Here is a 25913-nt window from a genome sequence, read left to right on the forward strand (position 1 = left end):
GGCGATCATGATTGTCCACGAACAGCAGGCAGGCCTGGCCGAGACCACCGTAGGCGGTGTTCTTCCAGGCGTCCGGCAGAACGGTGAACTCCTGCCACCGGTGAGCGTCGGTCGAACCTTCGGTCAGCTGCGGGAACACGACGGTCGTGTCCGGACCGTAACCGATGTTCGGGTCGCCGTTGTCCTCACGACGGAAGAAGTATTCCACGTGAGTTCCGGGGGTGAAGTAGCCGTCCGGCAGGATCTTCGTGTACTCGTAGGTCTGTCCGAGAGGCAGACCGTTCTCCGCCACGTAACCCGCGGTCACCGGCCAGTTGGCCAGCGTCGCACCGATGTCGCAGGTGGTATTGGCGAAGGTCACGGCAGCCGTCGGGTCAATCAGCCAGCAACGGTTCTTGGCGAGACCCAGCTTCGTGTACTTGGGATCCGACTCGTGGTACGACGTCTGCCACAAGCCCTGAGTCGGGCCACCGATGTTGCGGGCCGCGATGCGCCAGATGTTGGTCTCGGCCGTGTCGCAACGAGCGCCGTTCCACACCAGCGGGCTCCAGTCCTTGCCACCGTTGGTGGCGCCGGCCGGATGTCCACCCGGGGTGCCCTTCTCCCCGTTGTCGCGCAGATACTCGGCCCAGAAGTTCCCATTGTTCGTCGCGTTCGAGTAATCGACCGGCGTCGTGCTGGTGGGAACCCGGCGCAGACCGCTTCCGCGGTTGCCGAGCGTCACGTAGTTGCCCGGTCCCGGCGAGATACGGAAGATCATGTCGATGCGGAAGTTTGCACCGTCCGCATTCACGACCGTCGTGTCGCCAGGCACGTCGTAACGCGACGTATTGCCGGTGGTCTGGGCGATGTTCAGACCGGTCTTGACCAGAGCCGCCGTGGTGTCGAAGTTCGCCGTTCCCGGCGCGACGCCATTGCGATTCAGACCGTTGACCGTGAACGTGTCGTTGATCAGCTGCCAGATGTCGATCGTCATCGGCGGGGCCAGACCATCGACGAACGCGAGCGACACGTTGTCGAAGTAGCCGCCGTCGGTGGGCGAGCAACCGGTGGTCACGCCGAAGCGGTAGCACTCCTGGCGCTTGCCAAGGAAGATGCGGAGCGAGTCGGGGTAGTTGGCCCCGTTCTCGGCGTCCAGCGTGCTCCAGCGGATGATGCCGTTCTGGAAGCCACCTTCCTGATCCTGGAAGCACTGCTTGTCAGGATTGAAGATGATGAATCCAGGGAACCGCCAGTCACCCCAGCACTTGATGTTGTCGACCTGCACCGCCGGGTACGACTGGAACCCGAACCGCCACAGGTTGCCCTGAGAGAACGGGTCGAAGATTCCCGTATAGATGTCGTAGTCGATGTAATAGTCCTCGGTGGCCGTCGCGATGGAGTTGTTGACCCCCATCTCGTTCGTGCCGCCGCCGTTCCGCAGGTTGATCGTGGGCGAGATGATTCCGTCCCAACGCTCCTGCTCCGCCGTTCCGAACGGGCCGCTGGCGGCCTCGGAGTTGTCGTGATCGCCCATCGAGATCACGTCGCCGCCGAGGTTACAGGTGCGGAGCGAGCTGCCGAATGGTCCACAGAGGTCTTCATAGACCAGCGTGTCGTAGCTGTGGACGTGGTGGAAGGCGCCCGGCGGCTTGCCGGTGGTCTTCCACGCGCTCAGCGGATCGGTGCCGGTGCCGTTGTCGATGTCGCTGGCGTTCTCAAAGGTCCCGCCGCCGACCGGCGTGTAAGTCGCCCCACCATCGTAGGACACTTCGACATCGTCGATCACGACCGCGCCCTGGCCACCCGACGTGTAAGCGCCAGCAACGCTGCCGCCTTCATCGTCGAAGCCACGGTTGGTCTTGCTGCGGAACACGATGCGAGCCTTGTTGCTCCAGGTGCCCGACACGGGCGCCGTGAGCGACACCTTGGTCTGCGCAGCATTGTCACCGTAGGTCGTGAAGACTTCGTAGTACGGAACGCTGGGCTCGTTGACGCGAATCGTCTCCGCGAGCCAGCGGCGCTGCGGATCGAACACGTTGTGGGTGAGGCCGTCGGAACCGACGAACGTACCCGAAAGGTACGGAACCGCCGCGCCGACGTACACCATGAACGAGTCGATCGGAGCCGCCGAACCCGCCGCGCTGCTGCTGATGAAGTTGTTCGGCGCGAGGTGGTTCAACGGATCCTTGTCGAACCAGCCGGTCCGCGTGGCATTCGCGGTGCCGTAGCCGGTCGACATGTTGGTGCGGAACTTGAAGCGCAGCGTGACCGAGGGCTTGCCCGTCACATCCAGATCGTGATAGGCGAGCTGGTCCCACTGCGAACCGTAACCGGGGAACTTCTGGTTCGTGCCGATACCGCCGTTGTAAGGCGGACCGGTGGTCACGGTGTTGGTACCGCCGGCGATACCGCTGTTCGCCAGCACACGCGCGTTGAACGGGTTGTTCGTGATCGGATCCACGAACGAGTTGTCCCCGTCGCGGCGCAGACCGCACCACAGCGAGAAGCTGCCGCCCAGAGCGCTCCAGGCCACTCCGCCGCCGCTGGCGCTGCCGTTGTCGCGGTGCCACACACCGACGACACCGTACGTGCGCTTGTGCGCGGCGTCCTGGCTGATGATGTAGTTGGCGTTGTTGCCGATGTCGATCGCCCACCAGGGACGCTGATCATCGGTCAACGTGAGGCCGCCGGCGCCGTTCATGATGTTGCGATACGGCCACCAGCCGAACAGCGAGTCACCGTGCACCTCACCAATGTTGTTGTGCACGGCATCGTTGTCCCAACCCCAGTAGCCATAGTCGGCGGCGTTGGTCGAGAACACCTTGAAGTTCCCGACGCCGAGACCCCAGTAATTGGTCGCCGTCACCTTGCCGGGCACGAAGCCGAGGTAGGTGGTGTCGATGGGGCCCGAAACGCCAGTCTGCGCGACCGCGGAATGCATGTCGCGCATCAGTTGGGCGTTGATGAGCTTGGCGCTCGTGTTGTCGCCGCCGAGTTCATCGGTGACGGCAAACGCCGAGGTCGCCAAGGCCGCAGCAGCTCCCATGAGGAGAAGCAGCGCGACGAACGACTTTCTCATGTGACTACCTCCACCGTCGCAATGCATGGGCAATGCGAAGTCTTCCTAGTACGGATTGCGAGCGAGGTGTCGCTGAAACGAATCGGCCGGCGGGGGCTCGCGCTGCGCGAGTTCGCCGACGGCAGACAGGTGCACTGAAGTGTGCCTATCCCCCCTTTCCGCTGTCGCGCCGCACCCTTAGGCAGTTCGAGCACGGCGTGACACTGAGTTGTGCGATCAGCTCGTTGACGAGTTCGACCGGCCCGAAGCCGCTGCCAGCATTCGCCCCGATCGAACCGCGGAATCTCGAGGTGTTCCCAGGGGATTCAAGGGAGCACCAACCACTCCAGCACGTAACAAAGGCTAGTGCCCTTCACAGGTCCGTGTCAATCCGTTTTTTTGCTGGGACTTGGCAGATCATTCGTCCGGAATCGGGAGGACGCTGGCCCCCAGGGATCCGAGCCACCCTGGGTCCTGGCTGGCCAGCAGGATCGGCGTGCTTTGCGCCTGGCGGGCCAGGATCGCGGCCAGCGCCGCCTTTCGGGAGGCATCCAGCCCGGCCGTGGGCTCGTCCAGGGCCAGAAACGAGGCCGGGGCCACCAGGGCGGCGACCAGCAGCACCAACCGCTTCTCCCCCGCCGACAACTCCCAGGTCCGGCGTTCCAGGAAGCTGACTCCGAGTCCGAGCCGTCGCAGGATCGCCCGGGCCTCGTCGACCGTCTCACGGGCGTTTCGTCCCCGTTGTTCCGCGGCATATCGCAGCTCGGCGGCAACCCCATCCTCGAAAATCTGGAGCTCGGGATACTGACCCACCAGGATTCCAGGACGGTCCGGGGCCATGGCCCGCCGCACCTGAGGGCAATCGATGACCCCGACCGCGGCGCCCAGCAGCACGCTCTTGCCCGCTCCGTTCGGCCCGGTCAGCGCCACCACGCCGCTTTCGGGAAGGCGTACGACGAACCCCGCGTGGGTGCGGACTCTCGGGCCCGGCGCTCCGCGGTCGGGGGCGACCTCGAGCACGAGCCGCTCACCTCCCGGGGTCCCGATGGCGGGGACTGCCTCGCGCGGCGCTGGCTCGAAACTCCCGCCGATCGCCAGCCGCCGATCGGCGGCTGCGGCTTCGATCGAATTCTGGGTCGCCCAGAGGACGCCCATTCCCCCCCGCACTCGATCGCGAACCAGACCGAGAACGCGCGCCCGCGACTCGAGGTCGAGATGCGCGCCGGGCTCGTCGGCGATCAGGAAATCGGGACGGCCGACCAGCGACGAGGCCAGCAGCACCAGCTGCTGGCGGCCGGCCGAGAGCGTGCGCGGATCGATCTGCAGGTCGCGCGAGAGACCGAGGCGCTCGGCGACATGCCTCGTCTCGGCGTCGATCTCGGCCGGCGAGACGCCGAGGTTCTCGGCCGACATGGCGATCTCTTCCGCGACCGTCGAGCGCAGCAGCTGAGAGCTGGGGTCCTGGAGCAGGGTGGCGATGATCGGATCACCGTCTGCGCGAACGCCATTCCGCGGCGCTCCGGCGGGCGCGGTGCCTTCGATTCGGCGCGCCCCGCCTCGCGGCGGCCTCAGGCCCGCCGCCACCAGCAGCAGAGTGGTCTTGCCGCTGCCGTTCGGGCCCCCGAGCGCCACCCACTCTCCCGAGTCCACCGCCAGTGAAAAACCCTCGAGAACCGGCTGCGGCGCCCCGGGCGGGGCCACCGACACGTCCAGCAGCTCCAGCCGCATCAGCTCGCGCCCCGGCCGGCCCTCCACGCGGCGATGGCGGACTCGGCGACTTCGCGATGCGGCTGGCCCGAGCGCTCGGCCACCTCGCGAACCGATTCGAACTCGGGGACCGCGCGCTCGGTGCCGTCCGGAAGGCGCGCGATCTTGAGCGTGACCGGCCCGTGGGAGGTCGAGACGCTGACCGTGCGGCGCTCCAGCTCGAGGCGCTCCTCGATGCGCATCCGCACTCCCAGCGTGGAGGATTCCCGAAGCAGGAGTCCGCCCAGCTCGTCGGCACGATCCGGCGGCGCGATCACCACCAGCCAGAGACCCGGGCGGCCCTTCTTCATGACCGTGGGCACCACCATCGCGTCGAGCGCGCCGGCGGCGAGCAGGCGGGGAAGCAGGGCGCCGACCAGTTGAGGATTCTCGTCGTCGAGCGAGGTTTCGAGCACCGCAACCTGCTGACGAGCGGTCTTCGCCGGGTCGACGGTGCCGACCAGCACGCGCAGCACGTTCGCGAGCTCCTTCGGATCGCGGCTCCCCGCTCCGATCCCGGTCCGCTCCAGCCGGAAGGCGGGCGGCGCCGCCCAGCTCTCCACCAGGGTCGCAAGCAGCGCGGCGCCGGTGGGCGTGGTGAGCTCGCTGGCGATGGGCCCGAGCTCGACCGGGGCACCGCGAAGCAGGGCCACGGTCGCCGGCGCCGGCACCGGAATGCGGCCGTGCTGCGACATCACCTCGCCGCCCCCGAGGCGCGGGGCCGAGGCGAACACTCGTTCGATCCCGAGTGCTGCGAGCCCCTCGGCGGCACCCGCGACGTCCACCAGCGCATCCGCCGCGCCGACCTCGTGGAAGTGCACTTTCTCGATCGTGCTGCCGTGGACCTCGGCCTCGGCTTCGGCGAGCCGCTGGAAGATGGCCAGCGCCCGGGCGCGTGGCGCTTCGTCGAGCTCGGCCTGCTCGAGGATCTGCTCGACGTGGCGCAGATGCCGGTGCGGCTGGCGGGCCTCGGCGACCTCGACCTTGACCTGCAGCGCGTGGAACGGCCCGCGCTTCACGTCGTCGAAGCTGACGCGCACACCGTCCAGCTTCAGGCGCCGGGGCAGGGATTCGAGCGCCGAGCGGTCCCAGCCCGCGCTCACCAGCGCCCCGAGCGTCATGTCGCCGCTGATGCCGGCAAAGCAGTCGAAGTAGGCGATGCGCATCGGCTCTTTCGATTCAGCGCGCGCGCGCCCCGCGCACGATGAGATGCGCCGCGTAGCCCGCGCCGAAGCCATTGTCCACGTTCACCACCATCACTCCCGCCGCGCACGAATTCAGCATGGCGAGCAGGGGCGCGAGCCCCTTGAAGTGGGCGCCGTAGCCGACGCTGGTCGGCACCGCGATCAACGGCCGATCGGTGAGTCCGCCGACCACGCTCGGCAGCGCCCCCTCGAGGCCCGCCACCACCACCAGCGCCCGAGCATCGCGCAGTCGCTCGCGATGAGCCAGCAGCCGATGGAGCCCGGCGACCCCGACGTCGGCAACCAGCTCGGCGGGGCTGCCGAGCGTCCGGGCGGTGATCAGGGCCTCCTCGGCGACCGGCAGATCCGAGGTGCCCGCCGAGATCACGAGCACGCCGTTGCGGACGGCGCGCCGAGCCGCGCGGACGCGGCGTCTCCTCAGCACGACGCAGCGCGCTCGGTGGTGGATCTCGGCGTTTGGGAACGCCCCGGCCAGCGCCTGCCGCCCGGCGTCGTCAACGCGCGTCGCCAGCACCACGCCGCTCCGGCTCAGCAGCCGGCCCATGATCGCCACCAGTTGCGCCGGGGTCTTTCCCTGTCCGAACACCACCTCGGCGAACCCGGTGCGAAGGGTACGCTGGTGGTCCAGGGTGGCAAAGGCCAGGCGCTCGATCGGCTCGCCCTCGATGCTGCGCGCCGCCGCCGCCGGCGCCACGTCGCCGCGGCGGACGCGGCGGAGCAGCGCGCGCAGCTCAGAGCGCTGCATGTCCCTCCACTCCGGCGGCCGCCTGCGAGGGCCCGGGGTCGGCCGCCTCCTCGATTTCGGTCAGGTAGCGGGTCAGCAGCTCGACCATCTCATCCACCGTGCGGGTGCGGTTCACCTGCTCGCGGACACGCGCGCTGTTGGGCAGTCCCTTCACGTACCAGGCGACGTGCTTGCGCATCTCGCGCGCGGCGCGATCCTCACCCACCGAGCGCACCATCATGCGCAGATGGCGCACGCCGGCCTCGAGCCGTTCGCGCGCGGTGGGAAGCGGCAGGGTTTCGCCACGCTCCCAGGCGGCCCGCACGCGCCGGAACACCCACGGATCGCCGAACGCCGCGCGGCCCAGCATCACCCCGTCACACCCGGTGGTTTCCAGCATGCGCAGCGCGCTCTCGGGGTCGCGCACGTCGCCGTTGCCGATCACGGGAATGCGCACCGCGCGCTTGGCCTCTCCGATCATTTCCCAGTGTGCCTCGCCCTCGAATTTCTCGGCGCGCGTACGGGCATGAATCGCCACCGCCTTCGCTCCGGAATCTTCGAGCGCGCGCGTCACCTCGACCACGTTTCGCGAGTTGCCGTCCCATCCCAGCCGGATCTTGGCGGTAACCGGAAGCGCGCTGGCCTCGCTCATCTTCGAGACGATCCGGGAGATCAGCGGCACGTCCTGGAGCAGCGCCGCGCCGGCGCACCGATTGACCACCTTGCGCACCGGACAGCCCATGTTGATGTCGATCAGGTCGGGCCGCCGGCCTTCCGGAAGCTCGCACAGGAATCGTACGGCGTCGGTCATGACGCCGGGGTCCGAGCCGAACAGCTGGATGCCGATCGGCCGCTCGTGCGGCTCGAAGCCGATGTAGTCGAGAGTCGCCTGCTGGCCGCGCACCAGGCCGTCGGCCGAGACCATCTCGGTGTACACGGCGGCCGCTCCCTGCTCGCGCGCCAGCTGGCGGAAGGGTGAATCGCTGACCCCGGCGAGCGGCGCCAGCAGGAACGGCGAATCGATCGCGACCTCGCCGATCTTCAGCATGCGCGAACCGCCGCGCCCGGTCGCAGGCGGGCGAATCCCTCGAACGGCACCACCTCGCGGCCCTCCCGGCGGCACCATTCGAGCAGCCCGCCTCGCGCCACCACGCGGTCGGCCTCGCGCGCGCCACAGCGGTCCGAGAGCCCGTCGCCCACCACCACCGTGTGCAGTCCCATGGCGCGGAAGCGGCGAACCGGTTCGGCCTTGCAGTTTCCGCATCGGCCGCAACCGCCGGCGTGCGGGAACTCCGGGTAGAGCCCGCCGTTCTCGAAGCGCGCGCGATTGGCAAGGTACGGGATGTTCCCGAGACCATCGCGCGCCAGCAGCTCGCGAATGTAGAAATCGAATCCGTCGCTCACCACCAGCACCTCGTCGCCGCGCGCCAGCGCCGCGCTCGAAAACGCCGCGAAACCCGGATCCAGAGCGAATCCCCGCACGAACGCCAGTGCCTCGGGTTCGCTGACCCGCAGGTCACGGCATTCCTCGACGGTCAGATCCCGGCTCCCGATTTCGTCGCGCTGCCAGCGCGCCAGCAACTCGCGGCGCCGTTCCGCGCCGTCCGGCGCGAAGCGCGCGATCAGCGACGCCCCGACGTCGGCGGGCGAGAGCGTCCCGTCGAAATCACAGAGCCAGGCGACCCTCATCGAGTCGAGACGGTCTCGCGCTTGCCGGATCGCGGGGATTCGGCCGGGCGCGCGACCGCGAACACGTCCTTCGACGAGCGCGCTCCGAGCAGCGCCTTGAGACCGGCGCGATAGACCGGATCCGATTCCAGCGCCACACGCGCCGCCGCCGCATCTCCCTCGAGTCGCCGCGCCAGCTCGCGGCGCAGCGACTGCTCGAGCTGCGGGCGCTGGGCCGCGAGCGCCGCCGGATCCGCGGCCAGCTTCTCCTGCTGCAGGAAGTCGGTGAAGGCGCTCCACAGGTCCGGGCTGACGTCGGCCGTGAGCCGGGTGTCGGGATGCCCGTTCACCCAGCGATTGGCGAAGCGGAACGAGAGCAAGCGGCGCTCGACGTCGGTCATCAGCGGGGTGAGGGAGTCGGGCTCGATCGCCAGATCGGGCGCGATCCCGCCGCCGCCGCGCACCGGCCGGCCGGAAGTGGTGTGGAACAACGGTTCGCTCTTCGACGATTCGGCGGGGGCGCCCTCTTCATCGTCACCCGATTCGTCGTCGGCGTCGGATTGCACCGTCGGCAGACGATTGATGCAACGGCCGCTCGGCGTGTAGTAGCGCGCCGTGGTCAGCTTGACCGCGTCGCCGGTGCCGCGCAGCGGGAACACGCGTTGCACGAGCCCCTTGCCGAAGGTGGTGTGCCCGACGACCAGCGCGCGGTCCAAATCCTGCAGCGCGCCGGTCAGCACCTCGGAGGCCGAGGCGCTGCCGCCGTCCACCAGCACCACCAGTGGCCAGCCGCTCTCGGCGCCGGGGCTCTGCACGGTGTAGCGCTGATCCTGTGAAGCATCGCGGCCACGCGTCGACACCACCAGCGAGCCGCGCGGCAGGAACTGCTCGGCGATCGCCACCGCCTGATCGAGCACGCCGCCGGGATTGGAGCGCAAGTCGAGCAGCAGCTTCTTCGCGCCCTGGCGTTTGAGCTGGTCGAGCCCCTCGCGCACCTCGCTCGACGAGCGCTCGGAAAAGCTCGCCAGCCGGAGGTACCCGATTTCCTTGTCCACCATGAACGCGTAGGGGACGCTCTTGGTCTTGATGATGTCACGCTCGAGCGTCACGTCGCGTTCCTGGGTGTCGCCCTCGCCGAGCACGCCCAGCCGTACCGACGTGCCGCGCTCGCCGCGCAGCAGTTTCGAGGTGTCGTCGATGGTGAAGCCGGCGGTGGACTTGCCATCGATGTGCAGGATCGCGTCACCGGGGCGCAGCCCGGCGCGCCACGCCGGACTGCCTTCGACCGGCGAAATCACCGTCGGGTGATTGTCCCGGACGCTGACCAGCACGCCGATGCCGCCGAACTCGCCCTCGGTGGTGCCCTGCAGGCGCGCCAGCGCGTCGTGATCGAGGAACTGCGAGAACGGGTCGAGCTGCCTGAACAGGCCCTTGATCGCCCCGTCCACCAGCGGTCCGGGCGCGACCGGATTCACGTAGCTCTCCTCGACCCGATGGAGGACTTCGACGAAGTCGTCCATGTTGCCGTAGAGACCGTTGGTGGCGCCGCCGCGACCCGCCCACCAGCCCACCGCGAACAGGGCGATCAGCGAGGCGGCCAGCAGGAGTCGTCGAGACATCGAGGAGTTCACTCCCTTGAGGAGGCGGCTCGGCAGGCGGAATCGAGAGCCGGCAATGGAGATCGGGCGCGGCTCCAGAGCGGCGACGAATATAACACAGGGTCGGTTCTCACCGACTGACACGCGATTGGATGCTCCGGCCGGGGGCGGGATCGCGAGCGGGGCCGAATCAGTCGAACAGAGGCAGGATCAGAGCCTGATTCTGGATCACGGCAACCACGATGCCGTGCGCCACCTCGAGCGCGACCCCAATGCCCAGCGCCGCGCAGCTCGCCCACCACCACGCGGGTGGCCGCCCGCCCCCGCGGGAGCCGATCAGGCGGCGCACCGCCAGCCCCGCCAGCAGTGCAGCGGCCGGCGTGGCCAGGATCACGAAACGCAGCAACTTGGGGTAGCCCCGCGCTCCGAGCACCATGTGAGGAATCACCACCACCGCCATCCAGCCGAGCAGCGCCAGCGCGACGCGCCGAACCTGGCGCCCGCCGGTGAGCGCGATCAGTGCGGCCGGGACCAGCGTCCAGAGCGTGGTGACGAGCAGCGGGAGATACGACCACGCGGTGCGTTCGGCCACCACCCGATGTTCGAATGGATTGCTCGCGATCAGCGCGGCGGTCGGCTTTCCCGGATCCAGCAGCCAGGGCGGACCGAGTACCACCCACTGCCAGAGCGGCCACGGCGCCAGCACCACCAGGGCGGCGGCCACCGCGACCGCCACCGCCCGCCACATGCGCGCGTCGCGCCCGGCGCCGGGCTCGAGAGCCCAGGCCAGGAGCGCCACTCCCGGCAGCACCAGCAGCGCCGTCACCTTGACCCAGCTCGCGAGACCCACCAGCGCGCCGGCCAGCGCGGCCCGATGGAGGTCGCGCGCGCGCAGCGCATCGAGCAGTGGCGCGGCCGCCAGCGTGGCCGCCGCTAGCAGCGGTCCGTCGAGCCAGTGGTGGACGCCGACGTGGGCGCCAATCGGCGAGAACGCGGCGAGCACCGCGACGGTGAGGCGTTCGATGGCAGTGCCGGCGCCGAACGCGGCCGCCCGCAGCCGCAACAGGCCGATGAAGTAGGCGGCGTACGCCAGCAGCTGCGCGACCCCGAATCCGAGCGGCCCGATGGTCCCGAGCAGTACCGCGAACAACGCGATCCCCCCCGGCGGATGGTGATAGAAGAGCGGCCGGCCGTACATCTCGCGCGGCAGCACTTCGGGGGGCGCATCGGTGCCGAGCAGGTTGTAGCCGCGATGCTCGAGCAGCTGAACGGTCAGCGCACGATAGACCTGCTCGTCGTTCTCGAGATGGGGACCCTGCAGCGCGTTGGCGCGCACCAGCAGCCCGAGCGCGAAAATCAGGGCGATGGCCAGCGCGACCCGCGTCGGCCCGCGGCCGGGCTCGCGCGCGGGCGGCGCCGCGCGACGCTTTACGGACGCAGCCGGGCTTCGACCGCGGCCCACACCTGCTCCTCGAGCGCTTCCGCGGACAGCCCGGCATCCAGCACGCGCCAGCGCCGAGGCTCGGCGGCCGCGAGCGCCCGATAGCGCTCCCGCACGCGGCGGTGAAACTCGAGCGGCTCCTGATCCAGCCGATTGGTGGCGCCCGAGGCGCCGGCGCGCCGGTCGAGCCCGCGCTCGGGATCGAGATCGAACAGCAGCGTGAGGTCCGGCCTGAGCCCGCCGGTCGCCGCGCGATTCATGGCGCGCAACAACGCGTCATCGAGCTGTCGCCCGCCACCCTGATAGGCCAGCGTCGAGTCGTCGTAGCGGTCGCAGAGCACCACGCGCCCCGCCGCCAGCGCCGGGCGGATCACACCGGCCACCAGCTCGGCGCGCGCCGCCTCCATGAGGAACGCCTCGCTGAGCGGCTCGGGTCCGCGCCCGGGCGCGAGCAGCAGCGCGCGAACGCTCTCCGCCAGCGGCGTGCCGCCGGGCTCACGCGTGAGCAGCGGATCGAGACCGCGCGCGCGCAGGCGCGCCGCGAGTTTCTCGATCTGGGTGGACTTTCCCGTGCCCTCGCCGCCCTCGAAGGTGATGAACAGGCCCGGCATGCCGGGTGAGCTCAGCGCGCGGCGACGGCCTTGCGACGCCGGGCACGCGCGCGGCGAGGAGTCGCGCTGGAGCTTCCGTTGGCACCGTTCGCACCGTTGTGCGAAGGCGCGGCCACGGGGCGGGCCGCCTTGCGCGCGATCGGCGCCGCATCCTTCTTCACGGTCGGCGCACCTTTCTCGCGCAGCTGGCGCTCGGTGGCCTTGGGATCGCGGATGAACTGCTCGACCAGCTCGCGCGCGCGATCGTCGGGGATCTGCACCGGTGGCGACTTCTTGAAGTAGCTCGACGGGGCGATCAACGCGCCCTTGAGCCCGTGCTCCAGCCCGAGCTTCGCGCAGCGCACCGCGTCGATCACGATGCCGGCCGAGTTGGGCGAGTCCCAGACCTCGAGCTTCATCTCGAGGTTGAGCGGCACGTCGCCGAACGTCGTGCCCTCCATCCGGATGTGGCACCACTTGCGGTCCTTGAGCCAGGGCACGTAGTCCGACGGCCCCACGTGCACGTTCTCGGGAGACAGCTCGTAGGGAATGTTGCTGGTCACCGCCGAGGTCTTGCTGATCTTCTTCGACTCGAGTCGCTCTCGCTCGAGCATGTTGAGGAAGTCGGTGTTGCCGCCGAAATTGAGCTGGTAGGTGCGATCGATGCGCACGCCGCGCTCGACGAACAGATGCGCCAGCACGCGGTGGGTGATGGTGGCGCCGACCTGCGACTTGATGTCGTCGCCGATCACCGGCAGTCCCTTCTTCTCGAACCGCTGCTGCCAGTATTTCTCGCGCGCGATGAACACCGGAATGCAATTGACGAACGCGCACCCGGCTTCGAGCACCTGCTCGACGTACCACTTGGTGGCCTCTTCCGAGCCCACCGGGAGGTAGTTCACCACCACGTCGGTGCCGGTATCCTTCAGCAGGCGCACGATGTCCACCGTCGAGCCGGGGGCCTTCTCGATGATCTTCGAGAGGTACTTGCCGAGCCCGTCGTGGGTCATGCCGCGCTGCACCGTCACGCCCGACTTCGGCACCTTGGTGAACACGTAGGTGTTGTTGGGCCACGCCCCGATGGCTTCCGAGACGTCGCGGCCGACCTTGTTCTTGTCGATGTCGATCGCCGCCGAGATCTCCACGTCGCGGACGTGATAGCCGCCGAGATTCACGTGCATGAGGCCGGGCACGCGATCCGACTCCTTCGCGTTGCGGTAGTAGTGCAGGCCCTGAACGAACGACGATGCGCAGTTGCCCACGCCGATGATCGCTACCCGAACCTTGCCCATGACTCTCACGACCTCCTTATACGTCGCGACCCGCGCCGCGGGTGTTCTTCCAGACGTACGCCATGCGCTGAAACGCCGTGGCGAATGAGAACGCGACCAGCAGCAGCAACGCCGCCGGCATGATGGGACCGAGCCCCGCGAAGCCGGCGATGATCAGCACGATCATGCGTTCGGGCCGCTCGAACCAGCCCACGCGGCACTCCAGGCCGAGGCCCTCGGCGCGCGCGCGGGTATAGGACACCATGAACGAGCCCACCAGCGCCAGCATCGCCAGCAGGCTGATGGCGGCCCAGGTGACCGGCTCCAGCCCGCGGGCAAGCTGCTGCGCCACGCGCTCGGGATTGACCGCCAGGTCCACCAGCGTGCCGGTGTAGAAGCTCGCGATGCCGACCAGCAGCGCCGCCTCGGCGATGCGGTCGAGCGTCGAGTCGAGAAACGCTCCGAAGCGCGAGACGTGCCCGGTCGCGCGAGCCAGCTGGCCATCGAGGATGTCGCAGATGCCGGCGGCGGTGGCGAAGGCCGCGCCGGAACGGAAGTGACCGAGCGCGAACGCCAGACCCGAGGCCAGACTCAGGATCAATCCGAGAAAGGTGAGGTGATCGGGCCGAACGCCGGCCCGAGCCAGCGCCCGCACCAGGGGATCGAGCGCCACGTGCGCGAACCGTTTGAGCGACTCCTTGAGCGGCACGCGGCCGGAGCGAGTTCCCGACAGGGGGACGCTCACGATCTCTCCAGCGCGCGTCGCGCGCGCGTCCACCCGCTCAGCACCAGCACCATTTCCCCCCGTTGCTGCTCTCTCGTCAGCGCCTCACGCACGTCGCGCGCGCTGCCGTGCAGCACGTCTTCGAACATCTTGGTCAGCTCTCGGGCCAGTGCGATCGGCCGCGTCTCCCACACCTGCTCGAGATCCTCGAGGCAGGCGACGATGCGATGCGGCGACTCGAACGCCACCAGCGTCTCGGGCCGCTCGCGCAGGCTCTCCAGCCGCCGCACGCGCGCCGCCCGCTTCGGAGGCAGGAACCCGATGAACGTGAAACTGTCGGTGGGCAGCCCGCTGACCTGCAGCGCGGCGATCACCGCGCTCGGCCCCGGCACGCTCCGCACGCGAATGCCGGCCTCGACGGCCGCCCGGACCAGCGGGAAGCCGGGATCCGAGATCCCCGGCGAGCCCGCGTCGGTCACCACCGCCACCGACTCCCCGCCTCGAAGCCGCGAGAGCAGCTCGGGCACTCGAGCGCGCTCGTTGTGCTCGAACAGGCTCACCAGCTTCGCCTGGATCCCGTGATGATCGAGCAATCGCCGCGTGGTGCGCGTGTCTTCCGCGGCGATCACGTCCACCTCGCTCAGCGTGCGCACGGCACGTTGCGTGAGGTCGGCGAGATTTCCGATCGGAGTGGCCACGAGATACAGAGTTCCTCCGTCGCCGGAGGGGCGGACTCGGCTCACCTGAGTCATGACCGCGTGGATGGCGCGCCGCCGTTGAGGAGCGCGAGGCAAGGTAGCACGGCCGGCAGGGAGCGTCCATCGGCCGGGGGGTTCGAAATGCTCGAATTCAGCGTGCGGTCGCCTGTTCGAGGCGCGCGCCGATCGCGGCCTGGAACGCGCGCGCGGCGCGCTCCAGTCCGGCATCGTCCACGTCGAGGTGGACGATGGCGCGCAGCAGCTTGGGCCCGTACTTGGACATGCGGATCCCGCGCGATTCGAGCTCGGAGAGGATCGAGGCGGGGTCGAGCGCGGGATGCTGCAGCTCGACGAACAGGATATTGGTGTCGGGCTCCACCACGCGCACGCCGGGAATCGATCGCCACGCCGCCGCCAGCCGGCGCGTGCGCGCGTGATCCTCGGCCAGCCGCTCGACGTGGTGGTCGAGCGCGTGCAGGCACGCGGCGGCGAGAATCCCGACCTGGCGCATGCCGCCGCCGAAGCGCTTGCGCAGCCGGCGCGCGCGGCGAACCACTTCGGCCGAGCCCACCAGAATCGAGCCGATCGGGGCGCCGAGCCCCTTGGAGAAGCACATCATCACCGTGTCGGCGCACGCCGCCCATTCCGCGATCGGGATGCCGGTCGCGACGCTCGCGTTCCACAGGCGCGCACCGTCGAGGTGCACCCGCACCCCGCGCTCGCGCGCCGCAGCGCCCAGCTCGCGAAGCGCGGCCAGCGGCACGATGGCGCCGCCGGCGCGGTTGTGGGTGTTCTCCGCGCACACCAGCCGCAGATGCGCGACGTGGTCGTCCTCGCCCCGCAGCGACTGCAACAGCGCCCGCGCCGGGATCACGCCGCGCTCCCCGCGCACGATATGCGCGAGACAGCCGGAGTTGGCGGCGATCCCGCCCTGCTCGTAGAAGAAGATGTGGCTTTCGGATTCGAGCAGCACCTCGTCGCCCGGCTCGGTCTGGCTCGCGACCGCCAGCTGATTGCCCATGGTGCCGCTCGGCACATACAGCGCCGCCTCCTTGCCGGCCAGCGCGGCGACCCGACGCTCCAGCTCCTGCACCGTGGGATCGTCGCCGAACACGTCGTCGCCGACCTCGGCTTCGGCCATGGCGCGACGCATGGCGGTGGTCGGACGAGTGACGGTGTCGCTGCGGAGATCGACGATCGGCAGTTCGCTCATGAGTAAAGGCCTCGCGAGGGAGGTTGGAATCCAGAACCGTCTGAGTCTACGCGATCGCAGGCCGGCTGACAGCGCCGTGACAACTGCCGCCGCGGGGTGCATTGTGCTGGAGGGAACGTAAGGTCCTGTCGGGTCTGGCCATGCGCCGCGTCTCGTCGCTCGCGCATCCAAAGCCCGGTAGACGACGTCATCCCTCCGCCGCCGGCCACTCGCGAAGAGCGCGCCGCGGCCCTGGCTAAGGAGTGTTTCATGCCTTTCATGTTCGGTTTCGATCCGACCTGGGCGCTGCTGATCCCGGCGATGATCTTCGCCTTCTGGGCGCAGTGGCGGGTCCAGCACACCTATCAGAAATGGGCGCAAGTGCGCGCGGCGAATGGTTTGACCGGCCGCCAGATGGCGCAGAGCATCATGCAGCGGAACGGCATCAGCGACGTTCAGGTGCAGCCGGTCGGCGGCACGCTCAGCGACCACTACGACCCGCGGAACAAGACCGTGTCGCTGTCCGCACCGATCTATCAGGGGGACTCGATCTCCTCGATCGCGGTGGCGGCCCACGAAGTCGGCCACGTGCTCCAGCACGCGCAGGGGTACGCCTTGCTCAACCTGCGGTCGGCGATGGCGCCGGTGGTCGGATTCGCGAGCATGGCGGCGTTCCCGCTGTTCTTCATCGGCCTGTTCTTCCGCATCCCGGGAATTTCTCCGATGCTCATGGATCTCGGCATCCTGTTCTTCAGCGCCGCGGTGGTGTTCCATCTGGTGACGCTGCCGGTCGAGTTCGACGCTTCGAAGCGCGCGCTCGCCCAGCTCACCTCGAGCGGCGCCGTGATGCCTCAGGAAGTCGCCGGCGCCAAGCAGGTCCTGGACGCGGCAGCTCTGACTTACGTGGCCGCCGCGGCGATGGCGGCGCTGCAGCTGATTCGGCTGATCCTGATCCGCGACAGCCGGCGCTAGTCCGCGGGCCTGAATGACGAACGGGGTGGGAGGCCAGGCCTCCCACCCCATCTTGTTTCGGTCCGCCCGGGCGAAGGCTAGCCCTGTGAAACCATGTCCTTCAGCTCTTTCGAGACCTTGAACACCGGGACCTTGCGCGGATCCACGGGCACCGGCTCGCCGGTTCTCGGGTTGCGCGCGATGCGCGCCTTGCGATCCTTCACGCGGAACGTCCCGAACCCCCGGATCTCGATGTGATGGCCGCTGGCGAGAGCCCTGGCCACGGCGTTGAGAAAGGAGTCCACGGTCTCGGCCACGTCCTTCTTGGTGAGGCCGGTGCGTTCGGCGATCTGGTCCACGATATCCGCTTTGGTCATTGCGACCTCCTGAAGCCCCGACGCTCGGCTCGGTCTCGTCGACCGGTATGACGGACGCGTCTCGTGCAAATGCGAGGCTAGCAAGGGGATCGAAAACCGGTCAAGGCAGTTTTTTTCCAAGGCCTTGCGGGATTCCTCGGGTTGCCGGAGGCCGGGCGGGTCAGGCCGGGGGCTTCCCCTCGGTCGGCTCACCGAGAGCGCGCCGCCTCGCCGCCTCGATCGGATGCCGGGCCGCGGCGGCGAGCTCCGAACGGCTCTTCGGCCGGCCGGCCGCGGCCTCGGCCGCCCACTCGCGGGCGAACTGGCCGCTGCGGATCTCGCCCAGGATGTCGCGCATCGCGGCGCGCGAGTCGGCGCCGATCACGCGCGGCCCGCGGGTCAGATCGCCGAACAGCGCGGTGCCGCTGATTCCCTCGCGCATGCCGGCCACGCCGCGCTCGTTCAGGAGCTCGGCCAGGTAGCGAAGCTGGTGCACGCACTCGAGGTAGGCGATCTCGGGCGCATAGCCGGCCGCGGTCAGAGTCTCGAACGCCGCGGTGACCAGCGCATTCATCCCGCCGCACAGCACGCTCTGCTCGCCGAACAGATCCACTTCGGTCTCTTCGGCGACCGTGGTGCGCCAGAGCGGCGCGAGGCCGAGCCAGCCGGCATAACGCTCGGCCAGCTCCCAGGCGCCGCCGCTCGCGTCGCGATGCACCGCCAGGTACGCCGGAATCCTCTCGCCGCGCTCGCGCAGCAGCCGCAGCACGCGGCCGGGCGCGGTCGGTGAAACCAGCACCACATCGGAATCCGCCGGGAAGTCGAGGCCGCCGTAGAGCAGATTGAAGCCGTGCGCGAACAGGACCGCGGCGCCGGGGCGGAGCGCCGGGCGGAGCGCCGGCCACAGCGGCGGCAGCGCTTCGTCGGGCAGCATCACCGCCACCAGGTCGGCGTCCTTCATCGCCTGCGCGAGCCCGGTGGGAGCGAAGCCATGCTCGACTGCCCGCCGGGCGCCGGCGCCCTCGCGACGAGCGCCGACCGCGACCGGGATGCCGGCCCGGCGCAGCGCACGCGCGTGCGCCTCGCCCTGATTGCCGTAACCGAGCACGGCGACCGCGCGAATCTCGGGCGCTGCGCTCATGGGAGCGGGCCGGCTCGCGTTACTTCTTGCCGGAGGGTCCCGCGCTCCAGTCCGAGGTGACGATCAGCGCGCCATCCTTGAAGTGGAGCGCCTGCTTCTTCGACCAGTAGAACCAGGTCGAATACTTCTCGCCGCTCGCCTCCCAGTCGATCACCTGATCGGGAGCACCGTTCGAGGCCAGCGCCTTGGCACCGGCCGCGCCCGCGGACGTGTTGCCCTTGGCCGCGGCGGCGGCGTCCGCCGCCGGCTGCCCGTTCTGCATGGCCAGGAAGATCATCAGCTCTTCGTTGGCCTTGGCGTTGTATCCGCCGCGCGTGTAGACGCCTCCCAGCTGCCGGTGAAGGGTCTTGTTCTGCGGATTGCTGGCCAGCGCCTGGAGCAGGATCTTGCTGGCCTCGTCGTACTTCTTCTGATCGGCGAGCACCGCCGCCAGTGACGAGAGCGCGTCGGCGTCGTTGGGCTTGAGCTTGAGCGCATTCCGCCACTGGGCTTCGGACAGCGTCGGCTCGCCGGCGTTCTGGTAGGCCAGAGCGGCGTTGAAGGCGAGATCGGCGTTGTCGCTCTTCATGGTGAAGGCCTTGGCGTAGGCGTCGCCCGCCTGCTTGAAGTAGGCGGCCTTGCCGGCCTTGCTGGTGTCCTTCTGAGCCTGCTGGAAGCGAGCGTCGGCGATGCTGCTTTGCAGCTCGGAATTGGTCGGGTCGCCCTTGAGCAGATCCTGATAGTACGAAACCGCCTCGTCGTACTTCTTGTCCTCGAGCAGTTGATTGGCGTAGCCGGTGCGTGCCGACTTGAGCCCCGCGATCAGCGACGAGTCCGAGGGCGCCACCTTGAGGCCGGCCGTGTAGATGTCCGAGGCGGTCTTGTAGTCGCCCAGGAACACGTACACCGAGCCGAGATTGCGGATGGTCTGCGGGTGATTGGGCCGGAGACAGTTCGCGCGATCGAGGCTGGCGATCGCCTGCTGGTAGTTCTTGCCCGCCTCTTCCTTCAGGGTCTTGTCGGCGTCGTTCTCGGGATTCTTGGTGTAGTCGGGATAGGCCGCCTGCGCGGCGTTGATCTTGCCGATGCCGTCGTTGAAGGCGTTGGCCCAGTAGGAATCGCGATTGTTCGCGGCCCATTCCGCTTTCTTCGCGTCGCCCTTGGCCTTGAGCTTCTCGATCGCCGAGGCGAACACCTTGCCGGCCTGGCACGAGCTGTCGATCTCGGCGTACGCCCAACCGAGATAGCCGAGCGCCTCGGCGTCGTCGGGGTCCTCGGCCGCGCACTGCTCGAGCTGCGCCACCGCCTTGTTCATCTGGCGCATGTAGTCCTCGGTGTTGCCGTTCTGCTTGTCGCGAAGCCCTCCCACCACGTACTGAATGCCTCCGGCGCAATGCGGGTTGCGGGCTTCGGCCGCCGTGCCCCACGCGAGCAGCGCGAGCACCACGGCGCCACAGCCGAGCCGTCGAAGATTCACTGCACCCTCCTTCACGACGTGAGGCGGAAGCCGTTCACGGTCACCCCGAACCGGGAGCCGAGATACGTCGCCGCCTTGCGGGAAGCCTGCATCCGGGTCATGAAAATCTCGAAGTACTCCATCACCTGCGAGATCTTGGTGTCGACGGTCAGCTCGAGCGTGATCTGCTTCTGGGCCTCGTCCACGTTGAGAAAGCTCTTCTCCACCGCGTAGTTCACGCGATCGTGGATGTCGAACTTGATCTGCTCGGGATTGCGCACGCGGGTGCGATGGACGTCGCTCTTGTCGGCCAGGATCAGCGCTGCCGCCACGCGGCTCACCGGCTCGCCGTCGTTCTCGTGATGATTGCCGATCGCTCCGATCACGGTGCAGATCTCGTCGTCGGGCATCCCCATCTCGTGCAGGATCTGCATGGCCATGGTCGCGCCGGTCTGCGCGTGCTGATCCCGATTCACCGCGTTGCCAATGTCGTGCAGCCAGCCGGCGATCGCCGCCAGCTCGGCCTCGCGCTCGGGGTGGCCGAGGCGCTTGAGGACGTTGAAGGCGATGCGCGCCACCAGCCCGACGTGGCGCTCGCCGTGCTCGGTGTAGCCGATCTCGGCCAGCGCCTGGTCGGCGCCTCGGATGTAGGCCCGGGCGCGGCGGTTCTCCTTGACCGCTTCGAACGTGACGATGTCCCCGGCCTTGTCGGCCGCCTTGTCAGGGCTGGAGGGGGCGATGTGATTGGTCACAGGATTCTCATGGCGAGCGGGAATCGTGCCGTCGGCCGGTGCATGGAACCGGCGCGGGGAGCGGCCGCAATCTAGGCACGCCCTTCGAGATGCGTCAAGAGCGGGGGCCGATGTTCCGGGGTTGTGGAGAGACCGGCTTCCGAGCCGTGGCGGGGCCGCTACAGCACGTCCACCGGGTCCACATCCGCCACGACGCGCACGCTGGCCGCGTGTTCGTGCCCTTCCGCCAGCTCGAGGCCGCGCGCGGCGATCTGGTGGAGCTTCGCGGCGTTTTCGGCCTTGAGCAGCAGGTGCCAGCGATGCTGCCCGCGCAGCCGCGCCAGCGCCTGCGGCGCCGGACCCAGCATCTCCACACCGGCCTCGGCGGCCTCCGACGCGAGGGCTTCCTCGACACCGGTCGCCAGCGCCTCGATCCGCGCCTCGTCCTTGCCCGAGAAGAGGATCGTTGCCAGCCGCTTGAAGGGTGGATATCCGGCCTCGCGACGCTCGTTCAGTTCGCGTTCGAGAAACGCCGCGTCGTCGTGGCGCACTGCCGCCTCGATGGCGGGATGGTCGGGCGTGCAGGTCTGCACGAACACTTCGCCGCGAGCCGGTCCTCGCCCCGAGCGCCCCGCCACCTGCACCAGCAACTGGAAGGTGCGCTCGGCGGCGCGGAAGTCGGGCAGATGGAGCGCCACGTCGGCGTCCAGCACGCCGACCAGCGTCACGCGTGGAAAGTCGAGCCCCTTCGCCACCATCTGCGTGCCGAGCAGGACGTCGGCCTCGCCGTTCGCGAACGCCCGGAGGATTTCGGCGGGGCGGCCGCGCTCGCGCGCCACGTCGGTGTCGAGGCGCAACACGCGCGCCTTCGGGAACACCTCGGCCAGCTCGCGCTCGACGCGCTGCGTGCCGGCGCCGGAGAGTCGCAGCAGCCGGGCGCCGCATTGCGGACAGGCGCCGCGTGCCGGTTCGCGATGGTCGCAGTAATGGCAGCGCCATTCGCTCGGCCTCAGGTGGAGGATCAGGGCGATATCGCAGTGCGGGCAGCGCGGCACCCAGCCGCAGGCGCGGCACTGGGTGTGATGCGAGTGGCCGCGGCGATTGAGGAACAGCACCGACGGCTCACCCTTCTCGAGCCGCTCCGCCAGGCTCTGGCGCAGCGGCCGGGAAAGCAGCGCGTCGGTCACGCCCTCGCCGCGCAGATCCACGACGCGCACTTCGGGCAGCGGCCGCCGATCCACGCGCTCGGGGAGCCGCAGCCGCGTGTACTTGCCGCGCGCCGCGTTGGCGAGCGACTCGAGACTCGGGGTCGCCGAGCCCAGCACCACCGGGATTCCCAACAGTTGCGCGCGCCGCACCGCGACATCGCGGCCGTGGTAACGGAGTTGCTCGCTCTGCTTGTAGGCCGCGTCCTGCTCCTCGTCGACCACCATCAATTTCAGCCCCGGCAAGGGCGCGAACACCGCCGAGCGTGCGCCCACCACCACGTCGAGCGCGCCGCGGCGCGCCAGCTCCCAGTTGCGCCGGCGCTCGCCGACGCCGAGGTAGCTGTGGAGCACGCCCACGCGGCCGCCGAAGCGGCGTTCGAACTCGCGCACCACCTGCGAGCCGAGCGCCACCTCCGGTACCAGCACCAGCGCCTGACCGCCGAGCTCGCGGGCGGCGCGCGCCGCGCGCATGTAGACTTCGGTCTTGCCGCTGGCGGTGACGCCGTGGAGAAGGAACGCCTTGAAGCCGCCGGTCGAGATCGCGCTCTCGAGGGCCTCCACCGCGCTGCGTTGCGCCGGGGTGAGCGTGAGGCGCTGGGGCAGCGGCAGGCGCATCACCGGGTCCTCGCGCGCTTCCTTGCGCGCGCGCGAGCGTGCGAAGCCCTCGAGTCCGCCAGGAAGCGTCGCCGCCAGCACTTCGCCGATCGGCGCCAGGTAGTAGTCGGCGACCCAGCGGGCCAGAGCCATCAGGTGCGGCGTGAGTCGAGGGGCCGGCGTGACCGCGGCGATGTCGCGCACCTCGGCCACATCGGTGTGGCCGCTCAGCTCGAGGACGTGGCCGCGACGCGTGCGGCCCCGGAACGGCACTTCGACCTGGACCCCCGGCTGAACCGTGGAGCCGAGCGAATCGGGAACGCGATAGACGAACGTGCGCCGCAAGGGGAGCGGGAGCGCAACCTGCGCGAATGACATGTGCTCGTGTGCGGGTGGCGGGTGGATGCGGCGGCGACCGGGCGCTTGGGATCGAGGGGCGACGCGCGCAGCTTGAGGCGTGGATGGCGCGATCGCAAGTGCGCCCCGGCGGGAAGCGTGCCCTGATCCCGGGCAGGGCCTCCGGCGATGAGGAACGACGTCGGCCGGAGGCCTAGGCCTGCATGCGCTGGCTGCTGGTCTGCCCGAGGATGGCGTTGATCCGTTCGACCAGCTTGCGCGGACTGAACGGCTTGGTGATGTAGTCGTCCGCACCGACCTCGAAGCCGATCTTCTGGTCGACGTTGCGCCCCTTGGCGGAGAGCAGGATGACCGGGATGGCTCGCGTGGACTCGTCGGACTTGAGCATCTTGCAGGTTTCGTAGCCGTCGAGCTTCGGCATCATGATGTCGAGCACGATGAGGTCCGGGTGCTCGGCGTGCGCCTTCTCGAGCGCCTGCTCGCCGTCGAGCGCGGTGAGGACCTCGTATCCCTCCATCCCCAAGCTGAAATCCAGGATGTGAACGATGTAGATCTCGTCGTCCACCACCAGGATTTTGCCCTTGGCCATGCGACTCACCTCCGTTCCCTGGACTTGAGTTGTGGCGTCTCGCTCACGGGCGCGCGCGTGAAGTGCTCCACGTCGCGCCACGCGTTCTCGAACACGCTCACCAGCTCCGGGTCGAACCGCCGCCCGGACAGCTTCTTCAGCTCCTCCATGGCTTCCTGTCGCGTCAGGGCGGGTCGGCCCCAACGCCCCTGCGTGAGACTCTCGAAGGCTTCCACCACCGCGAGAATGCGGCCGCCCATCGGGATCTCTTCGCCCGAGAGGCCCTGCGGGTAGCCGCTGCCGTCCCACCATTCGTTCTGCGAGACCAGCACGTCGCGCACCACGCCGGCGGCGTCGATCGGCCGCAGCAGCTCCTGGCTCAGCTCGTTGCGCGGCGCTTCACCCCCCGGCGCCGGCAGGTCCACGTCGCGCATCGAGGCGGCGTGCGCGATCACGCCGACGTCGGACTCGGGCAGCTCGAGCGCACGCGCGAGGGCGGTCGCCAGGCGAACCCGCCCGGTGACGCCGCGCGGCGAGCGGTCGGCGCCCTTGAGGATCGCCCGCACCGCGCGATCGGCGTCGTCGAGATCGGACCGCCGTGCGTCCATCGCGCGCGCCTGCTCCCAGGCGGCCGCAACGCGCTCGGCGAGCTGGAGCAGCAGCTGGCAGTCCTCGGCGTCGAATGGTTCTTCGCTCACCGGATCGGTGACGTTGAGCACGCCGAGAAGTCCACTCTCGCTCTCGATCGGCACCGAGAGGAAGGTGCCGGTGCGGTAGTGCTTGCGGCCCGAGCCGTGAACCGGATGGGGATCGGCCGAGCCCGTCACGCACACCGGGCGGCGCGATTCGGCGACCCAGCCGGCGACTCCCGAACCGATGCGGATCGAGGCCTCGCGCATGACGGTCTCGTCCACGCCCAGCGCCGCCTGGATCACCAGGTCGCCGTCCGGCCCGGGCGCGAGCAGGGACACCACGCGAGCGTTCATGACCTCCGCCACCATCTCGATCGCCAGCCTCAAGACATCTTCGGGTGCGGCGTGCGCTTTGGGGGTCGGGCGCACCGAAACCCGCGGCCCCGTACGGCGCGGCAGCACCACCGTGAACGTCGAACCCTTCTCCGGCTGGCTCTCGGCGAAGATTCGTCCGCCGTGCCACTCGACGATCGATTTGCAGATCGCGAGCCCCAGGCCGGTCCCGCCATAGCGGCGCACCAGCGAGGAGTCCACCTGGAAGAAGCGTTCAAAGATCTTTTCCAGCATCGGTTCGGGAATGCCGATGCCGGTGTCCCGCACCACCATGGTCACGTCGCGGTCGTCCCCGGTCAGTGAAAGCGTGACCGAGCCGCCGGGCGGCGTGAATTTGACCGCGTTGCTCCCCAGATGCAGCGCAAGTTGGCGGAGCTGATCGCGATCCCCGTCCGCACGGGTATCGGCCGCCCCGATCTCCACCTTGAGAGCGATGCGGGCGGCCTGGGCCACCGGCTGCAACAGTCGGGCGGTTTCCTCGAAGACTTCCGCCAGGTCCACCGACTGGCGGGCCATCTTCATGTTGCCGGAATCGAAGCGGTTGAGGTCGAGCAGCGACTCGATCAGCCGGGTGAGGCGCTCGGCCTCCTCGCTGATGATCCCCATGAACCGCGCGAGCTGCTCCTGGCTCATCTCGGCGGGCTGAGCGCCGAGCACCGTGTCGACGTAGGCGCGGATCGCGGTGAGCGGGGTGCGCAGCTCGTGCGACACCGTCGAGACGAAGTTGCTGCGCAGGGCGTTCATCTCCTGCATGCGCTGGCCGGCCGACTCCAGCTCGCGGGTGTGCCTCTCGAGCTGCTGGTAGAGCCGCGCGTTCTCGATCGCGACCACGGCATGGTTGCCGAAGATCTCGACCAGCTCGATGGTCTCCTTGGACGGCACCAGGCGATCCTCGGGATCGTCCACCGAGAAATAGGCGACCGGCTGGCCGTCGCGGCCGTGGAGCGGCACCAGAAGCACGTCGTCCTCGTGCCACTCCCAGTCCTCGCGCGGCCCCAGATCCGGCCGATAGCCCTCGGGCAGCTCGCGATTGAACTCGTGCGAGTGGCTGATGAAGTACGAGCGGCTGATGCGGAACTCCTCGCGCAGCCACGACTGGAACTCGGCGACGCTGATGTCCTCACGCGACAGCCGGACGCGCGTCTCCTCGTCAATCCCGGCGAAGGCGCGCGCCACCATGCGGTCGGTGCCGGGCTCGAGGATGCGGATCAGCACCACCTGGAAGCGCAGGGTCTCGCGCAGGGTCTCGGCGAGCCGCGAGAGCAACGCGTCGAGGTCGAGCTCCGAGTTGATGCGGTAAATGTTCTCGAGGATCAGGTGCAGTTTGGTCGCGCGCTTGCGATTCTCCTCGACCTGATTGAAGTAGAGCTTGGAGAGACGCTGGCGGGTGCGCGACAGCTCCTCCACCTGCTTGAGCAGCGCGGCCGGATCGAGCGACTGCGGCGGGCCGGGATCGGGGGCGGCGAGGATCGCGGCCGCTTCGTCCGCCGGACTGGGGGGATTCGCGACCCCCGACTCGCCGTTGCGTTCGGCCGCTTCCTTTCGCAGCTTCTGGATCTCGGCGCGCGCCACGTCGAGGTCGGAGCGGAGCCGCAGCTCCACCACCGAAGGCGGCATGCCGGCCTTGGGGCTGGCTTTCTTCTTCACGCC

Annotated in this window: 21 protein-coding genes; 1 reads left to right on the forward strand and 20 read right to left on the reverse strand. The window is 69.1% G+C overall.

All coding sequences use genetic code 11. The features are described from left to right. From VMJ70_02085 to VMJ70_02145, 13 genes are all read right to left on the reverse strand, one after another. A partial coding sequence (locus VMJ70_02085) for a hypothetical protein (GenBank protein ID HTO89896.1) occupies positions 1 to 3061 on the reverse strand: 3061 nt, incomplete at its 3' end. Between the two features lie 396 nt (positions 3062 to 3457). Continuing rightward, positions 3458 to 4795 (reverse strand): ATP-binding cassette domain-containing protein, encoded by a 1338-nt coding sequence (locus VMJ70_02090; GenBank protein HTO89897.1) that lies wholly within the window; start codon positions 4793 to 4795, stop codon positions 3458 to 3460. Further along, positions 4768 to 5952 carry a nickel pincer cofactor biosynthesis protein LarC gene (gene larC / locus VMJ70_02095; GenBank protein HTO89898.1) on the reverse strand — a complete coding sequence of 395 codons (1185 nt, stop codon included), beginning with the start codon at positions 5950 to 5952 and terminating at the stop codon, positions 4768 to 4770. The genes VMJ70_02090 and larC overlap by 28 nt, the downstream gene beginning before the upstream one ends. 13 nt (positions 5953 to 5965) lie before the next feature. After that, a complete protein-coding gene (gene larB, locus VMJ70_02100; protein HTO89899.1) occupies positions 5966 to 6736 on the reverse strand; it encodes a nickel pincer cofactor biosynthesis protein LarB in 771 nt (256 codons plus the stop codon). Further along, positions 6723 to 7763, reverse strand: coding sequence for a tRNA dihydrouridine synthase DusB (gene dusB / locus VMJ70_02105; GenBank protein HTO89900.1), 1041 nt, complete (start codon positions 7761 to 7763; stop codon positions 6723 to 6725). Before dusB ends, larB begins: the two co-directional genes overlap by 14 nt. After that, on the reverse strand, positions 7757 to 8404 hold the full coding sequence (locus tag VMJ70_02110; protein ID HTO89901.1) for an HAD-IB family phosphatase: 648 nt from the start codon (positions 8402 to 8404) through the stop codon (positions 7757 to 7759). Before VMJ70_02110 ends, dusB begins: the two co-directional genes overlap by 7 nt. Then, positions 8401 to 10002 (reverse strand): S41 family peptidase, encoded by a 1602-nt coding sequence (locus VMJ70_02115; GenBank protein ID HTO89902.1) that lies wholly within the window; start codon positions 10000 to 10002, stop codon positions 8401 to 8403. Before VMJ70_02115 ends, VMJ70_02110 begins: the two co-directional genes overlap by 4 nt. A gap of 169 nt (positions 10003 to 10171) precedes the next feature. Then, positions 10172 to 11443 carry a hypothetical protein gene (locus VMJ70_02120; protein HTO89903.1) on the reverse strand — a complete coding sequence of 424 codons (1272 nt, stop codon included), beginning with the start codon at positions 11441 to 11443 and terminating at the stop codon, positions 10172 to 10174. Beyond that, positions 11410 to 12033: a dTMP kinase gene (tmk, locus tag VMJ70_02125; protein HTO89904.1), complete on the reverse strand. Its 624-nt coding sequence runs from the start codon at positions 12031 to 12033 to the stop codon at positions 11410 to 11412. Before tmk ends, VMJ70_02120 begins: the two co-directional genes overlap by 34 nt. An 11-nt stretch (positions 12034 to 12044) precedes the next feature. Then, a complete protein-coding gene (locus VMJ70_02130) occupies positions 12045 to 13304 on the reverse strand; it encodes a hypothetical protein (GenBank protein HTO89905.1) in 1260 nt (419 codons plus the stop codon). A gap of 16 nt (positions 13305 to 13320) precedes the next feature. Then, entirely contained in the window at positions 13321 to 14028 is a 708-nt protein-coding gene (locus VMJ70_02135) for a CDP-alcohol phosphatidyltransferase family protein (GenBank protein ID HTO89906.1), read from the reverse strand. Further along, on the reverse strand, positions 14025 to 14705 hold the full coding sequence (gene rsmI / locus VMJ70_02140; protein HTO89907.1) for a 16S rRNA (cytidine(1402)-2'-O)-methyltransferase: 681 nt from the start codon (positions 14703 to 14705) through the stop codon (positions 14025 to 14027). Before rsmI ends, VMJ70_02135 begins: the two co-directional genes overlap by 4 nt. A 151-nt stretch (positions 14706 to 14856) precedes the next feature. Continuing rightward, positions 14857 to 15918, reverse strand: coding sequence for a GntG family PLP-dependent aldolase (locus VMJ70_02145; GenBank protein HTO89908.1), 1062 nt, complete (start codon positions 15916 to 15918; stop codon positions 14857 to 14859). Between the two features lie 249 nt (positions 15919 to 16167). Here VMJ70_02145 and VMJ70_02150 point away from each other — a divergent pair, with 249 nt between their 5' ends. Further along, positions 16168 to 16869, forward strand: a complete 702-nt coding sequence (locus tag VMJ70_02150) for a zinc metallopeptidase (protein HTO89909.1) — start codon at positions 16168 to 16170, stop codon at positions 16867 to 16869. A gap of 77 nt (positions 16870 to 16946) precedes the next feature. Here the strand turns inward: VMJ70_02150 and VMJ70_02155 are convergent, their stop codons facing one another. The 7 genes from VMJ70_02155 to VMJ70_02185 all read right to left on the reverse strand — a co-directional run bounded on the left by VMJ70_02155 (position 16947) and on the right by VMJ70_02185 (position 25910). Next, on the reverse strand, positions 16947 to 17417 hold the full coding sequence (locus VMJ70_02155; GenBank protein ID HTO89910.1) for an HU family DNA-binding protein: 471 nt from the start codon (positions 17415 to 17417) through the stop codon (positions 16947 to 16949). Next, the gene (gene ilvC, locus VMJ70_02160) at positions 17386 to 18345 is read right to left on the reverse strand and encodes a ketol-acid reductoisomerase (GenBank protein HTO89911.1); all 960 of its coding nucleotides are present in this window, start codon (positions 18343 to 18345) and stop codon (positions 17386 to 17388) included. Before ilvC ends, VMJ70_02155 begins: the two co-directional genes overlap by 32 nt. 19 nt (positions 18346 to 18364) lie before the next feature. Next, positions 18365 to 19801, reverse strand: a complete 1437-nt coding sequence (locus tag VMJ70_02165; GenBank protein ID HTO89912.1) for a tetratricopeptide repeat protein — start codon at positions 19799 to 19801, stop codon at positions 18365 to 18367. A gap of 11 nt (positions 19802 to 19812) precedes the next feature. Next, positions 19813 to 20532, reverse strand: coding sequence for an HD domain-containing protein (locus VMJ70_02170; GenBank protein ID HTO89913.1), 720 nt, complete (start codon positions 20530 to 20532; stop codon positions 19813 to 19815). A 158-nt stretch (positions 20533 to 20690) separates the two neighbouring features. Beyond that, positions 20691 to 22691: a primosomal protein N' gene (gene priA / locus VMJ70_02175; GenBank protein HTO89914.1), complete on the reverse strand. Its 2001-nt coding sequence runs from the start codon at positions 22689 to 22691 to the stop codon at positions 20691 to 20693. 172 nt (positions 22692 to 22863) lie between these two features. Beyond that, the gene (locus tag VMJ70_02180) at positions 22864 to 23259 is read right to left on the reverse strand and encodes a response regulator (protein ID HTO89915.1); all 396 of its coding nucleotides are present in this window, start codon (positions 23257 to 23259) and stop codon (positions 22864 to 22866) included. Positions 23260 to 23264: 5 nt separating this feature from the next. Next, entirely contained in the window at positions 23265 to 25910 is a 2646-nt protein-coding gene (locus VMJ70_02185; GenBank protein HTO89916.1) for an ATP-binding protein, read from the reverse strand. Positions 25911 to 25913: the final 3 nt, after the last annotated feature.

Origin of the sequence: Candidatus Sulfotelmatobacter sp., assembly GCA_035498555.1 — a bacterium.
In the GTDB taxonomy this organism is placed as follows: domain Bacteria; phylum Eisenbacteria; class RBG-16-71-46; order RBG-16-71-46; family RBG-16-71-46; genus DATKAB01.

Coding starts and splice junctions, on each gene's coding strand:
- larC (HTO89898.1), bottom strand. CDS start 5,952: ATGCGCATCGCCTACTTCGACTGCTTTGCCGGCATCAGCGGCGACATG.
- larB (HTO89899.1), bottom strand. CDS start 6,736: ATGCAGCGCTCTGAGCTGCGCGCGCTGCTCCGCCGCGTCCGCCGCGGC.
- dusB (HTO89900.1), bottom strand. CDS start 7,763: ATGCTGAAGATCGGCGAGGTCGCGATCGATTCGCCGTTCCTGCTGGCG.
- VMJ70_02110 (HTO89901.1), bottom strand. CDS start 8,404: ATGAGGGTCGCCTGGCTCTGTGATTTCGACGGGACGCTCTCGCCCGCC.
- VMJ70_02115 (HTO89902.1), bottom strand. CDS start 10,002: ATGTCTCGACGACTCCTGCTGGCCGCCTCGCTGATCGCCCTGTTCGCG.
- tmk (HTO89904.1), bottom strand. CDS start 12,033: ATGCCGGGCCTGTTCATCACCTTCGAGGGCGGCGAGGGCACGGGAAAG.
- VMJ70_02130 (HTO89905.1), bottom strand. CDS start 13,304: ATGGGCAAGGTTCGGGTAGCGATCATCGGCGTGGGCAACTGCGCATCG.
- VMJ70_02145 (HTO89908.1), bottom strand. CDS start 15,918: ATGAGCGAACTGCCGATCGTCGATCTCCGCAGCGACACCGTCACTCGT.
- VMJ70_02150 (HTO89909.1), top strand. CDS start 16,168: ATGCCTTTCATGTTCGGTTTCGATCCGACCTGGGCGCTGCTGATCCCG.
- ilvC (HTO89911.1), bottom strand. CDS start 18,345: ATGAGCGCAGCGCCCGAGATTCGCGCGGTCGCCGTGCTCGGTTACGGC.
- priA (HTO89914.1), bottom strand. CDS start 22,691: ATGTCATTCGCGCAGGTTGCGCTCCCGCTCCCCTTGCGGCGCACGTTC.
- VMJ70_02180 (HTO89915.1), bottom strand. CDS start 23,259: ATGGCCAAGGGCAAAATCCTGGTGGTGGACGACGAGATCTACATCGTT.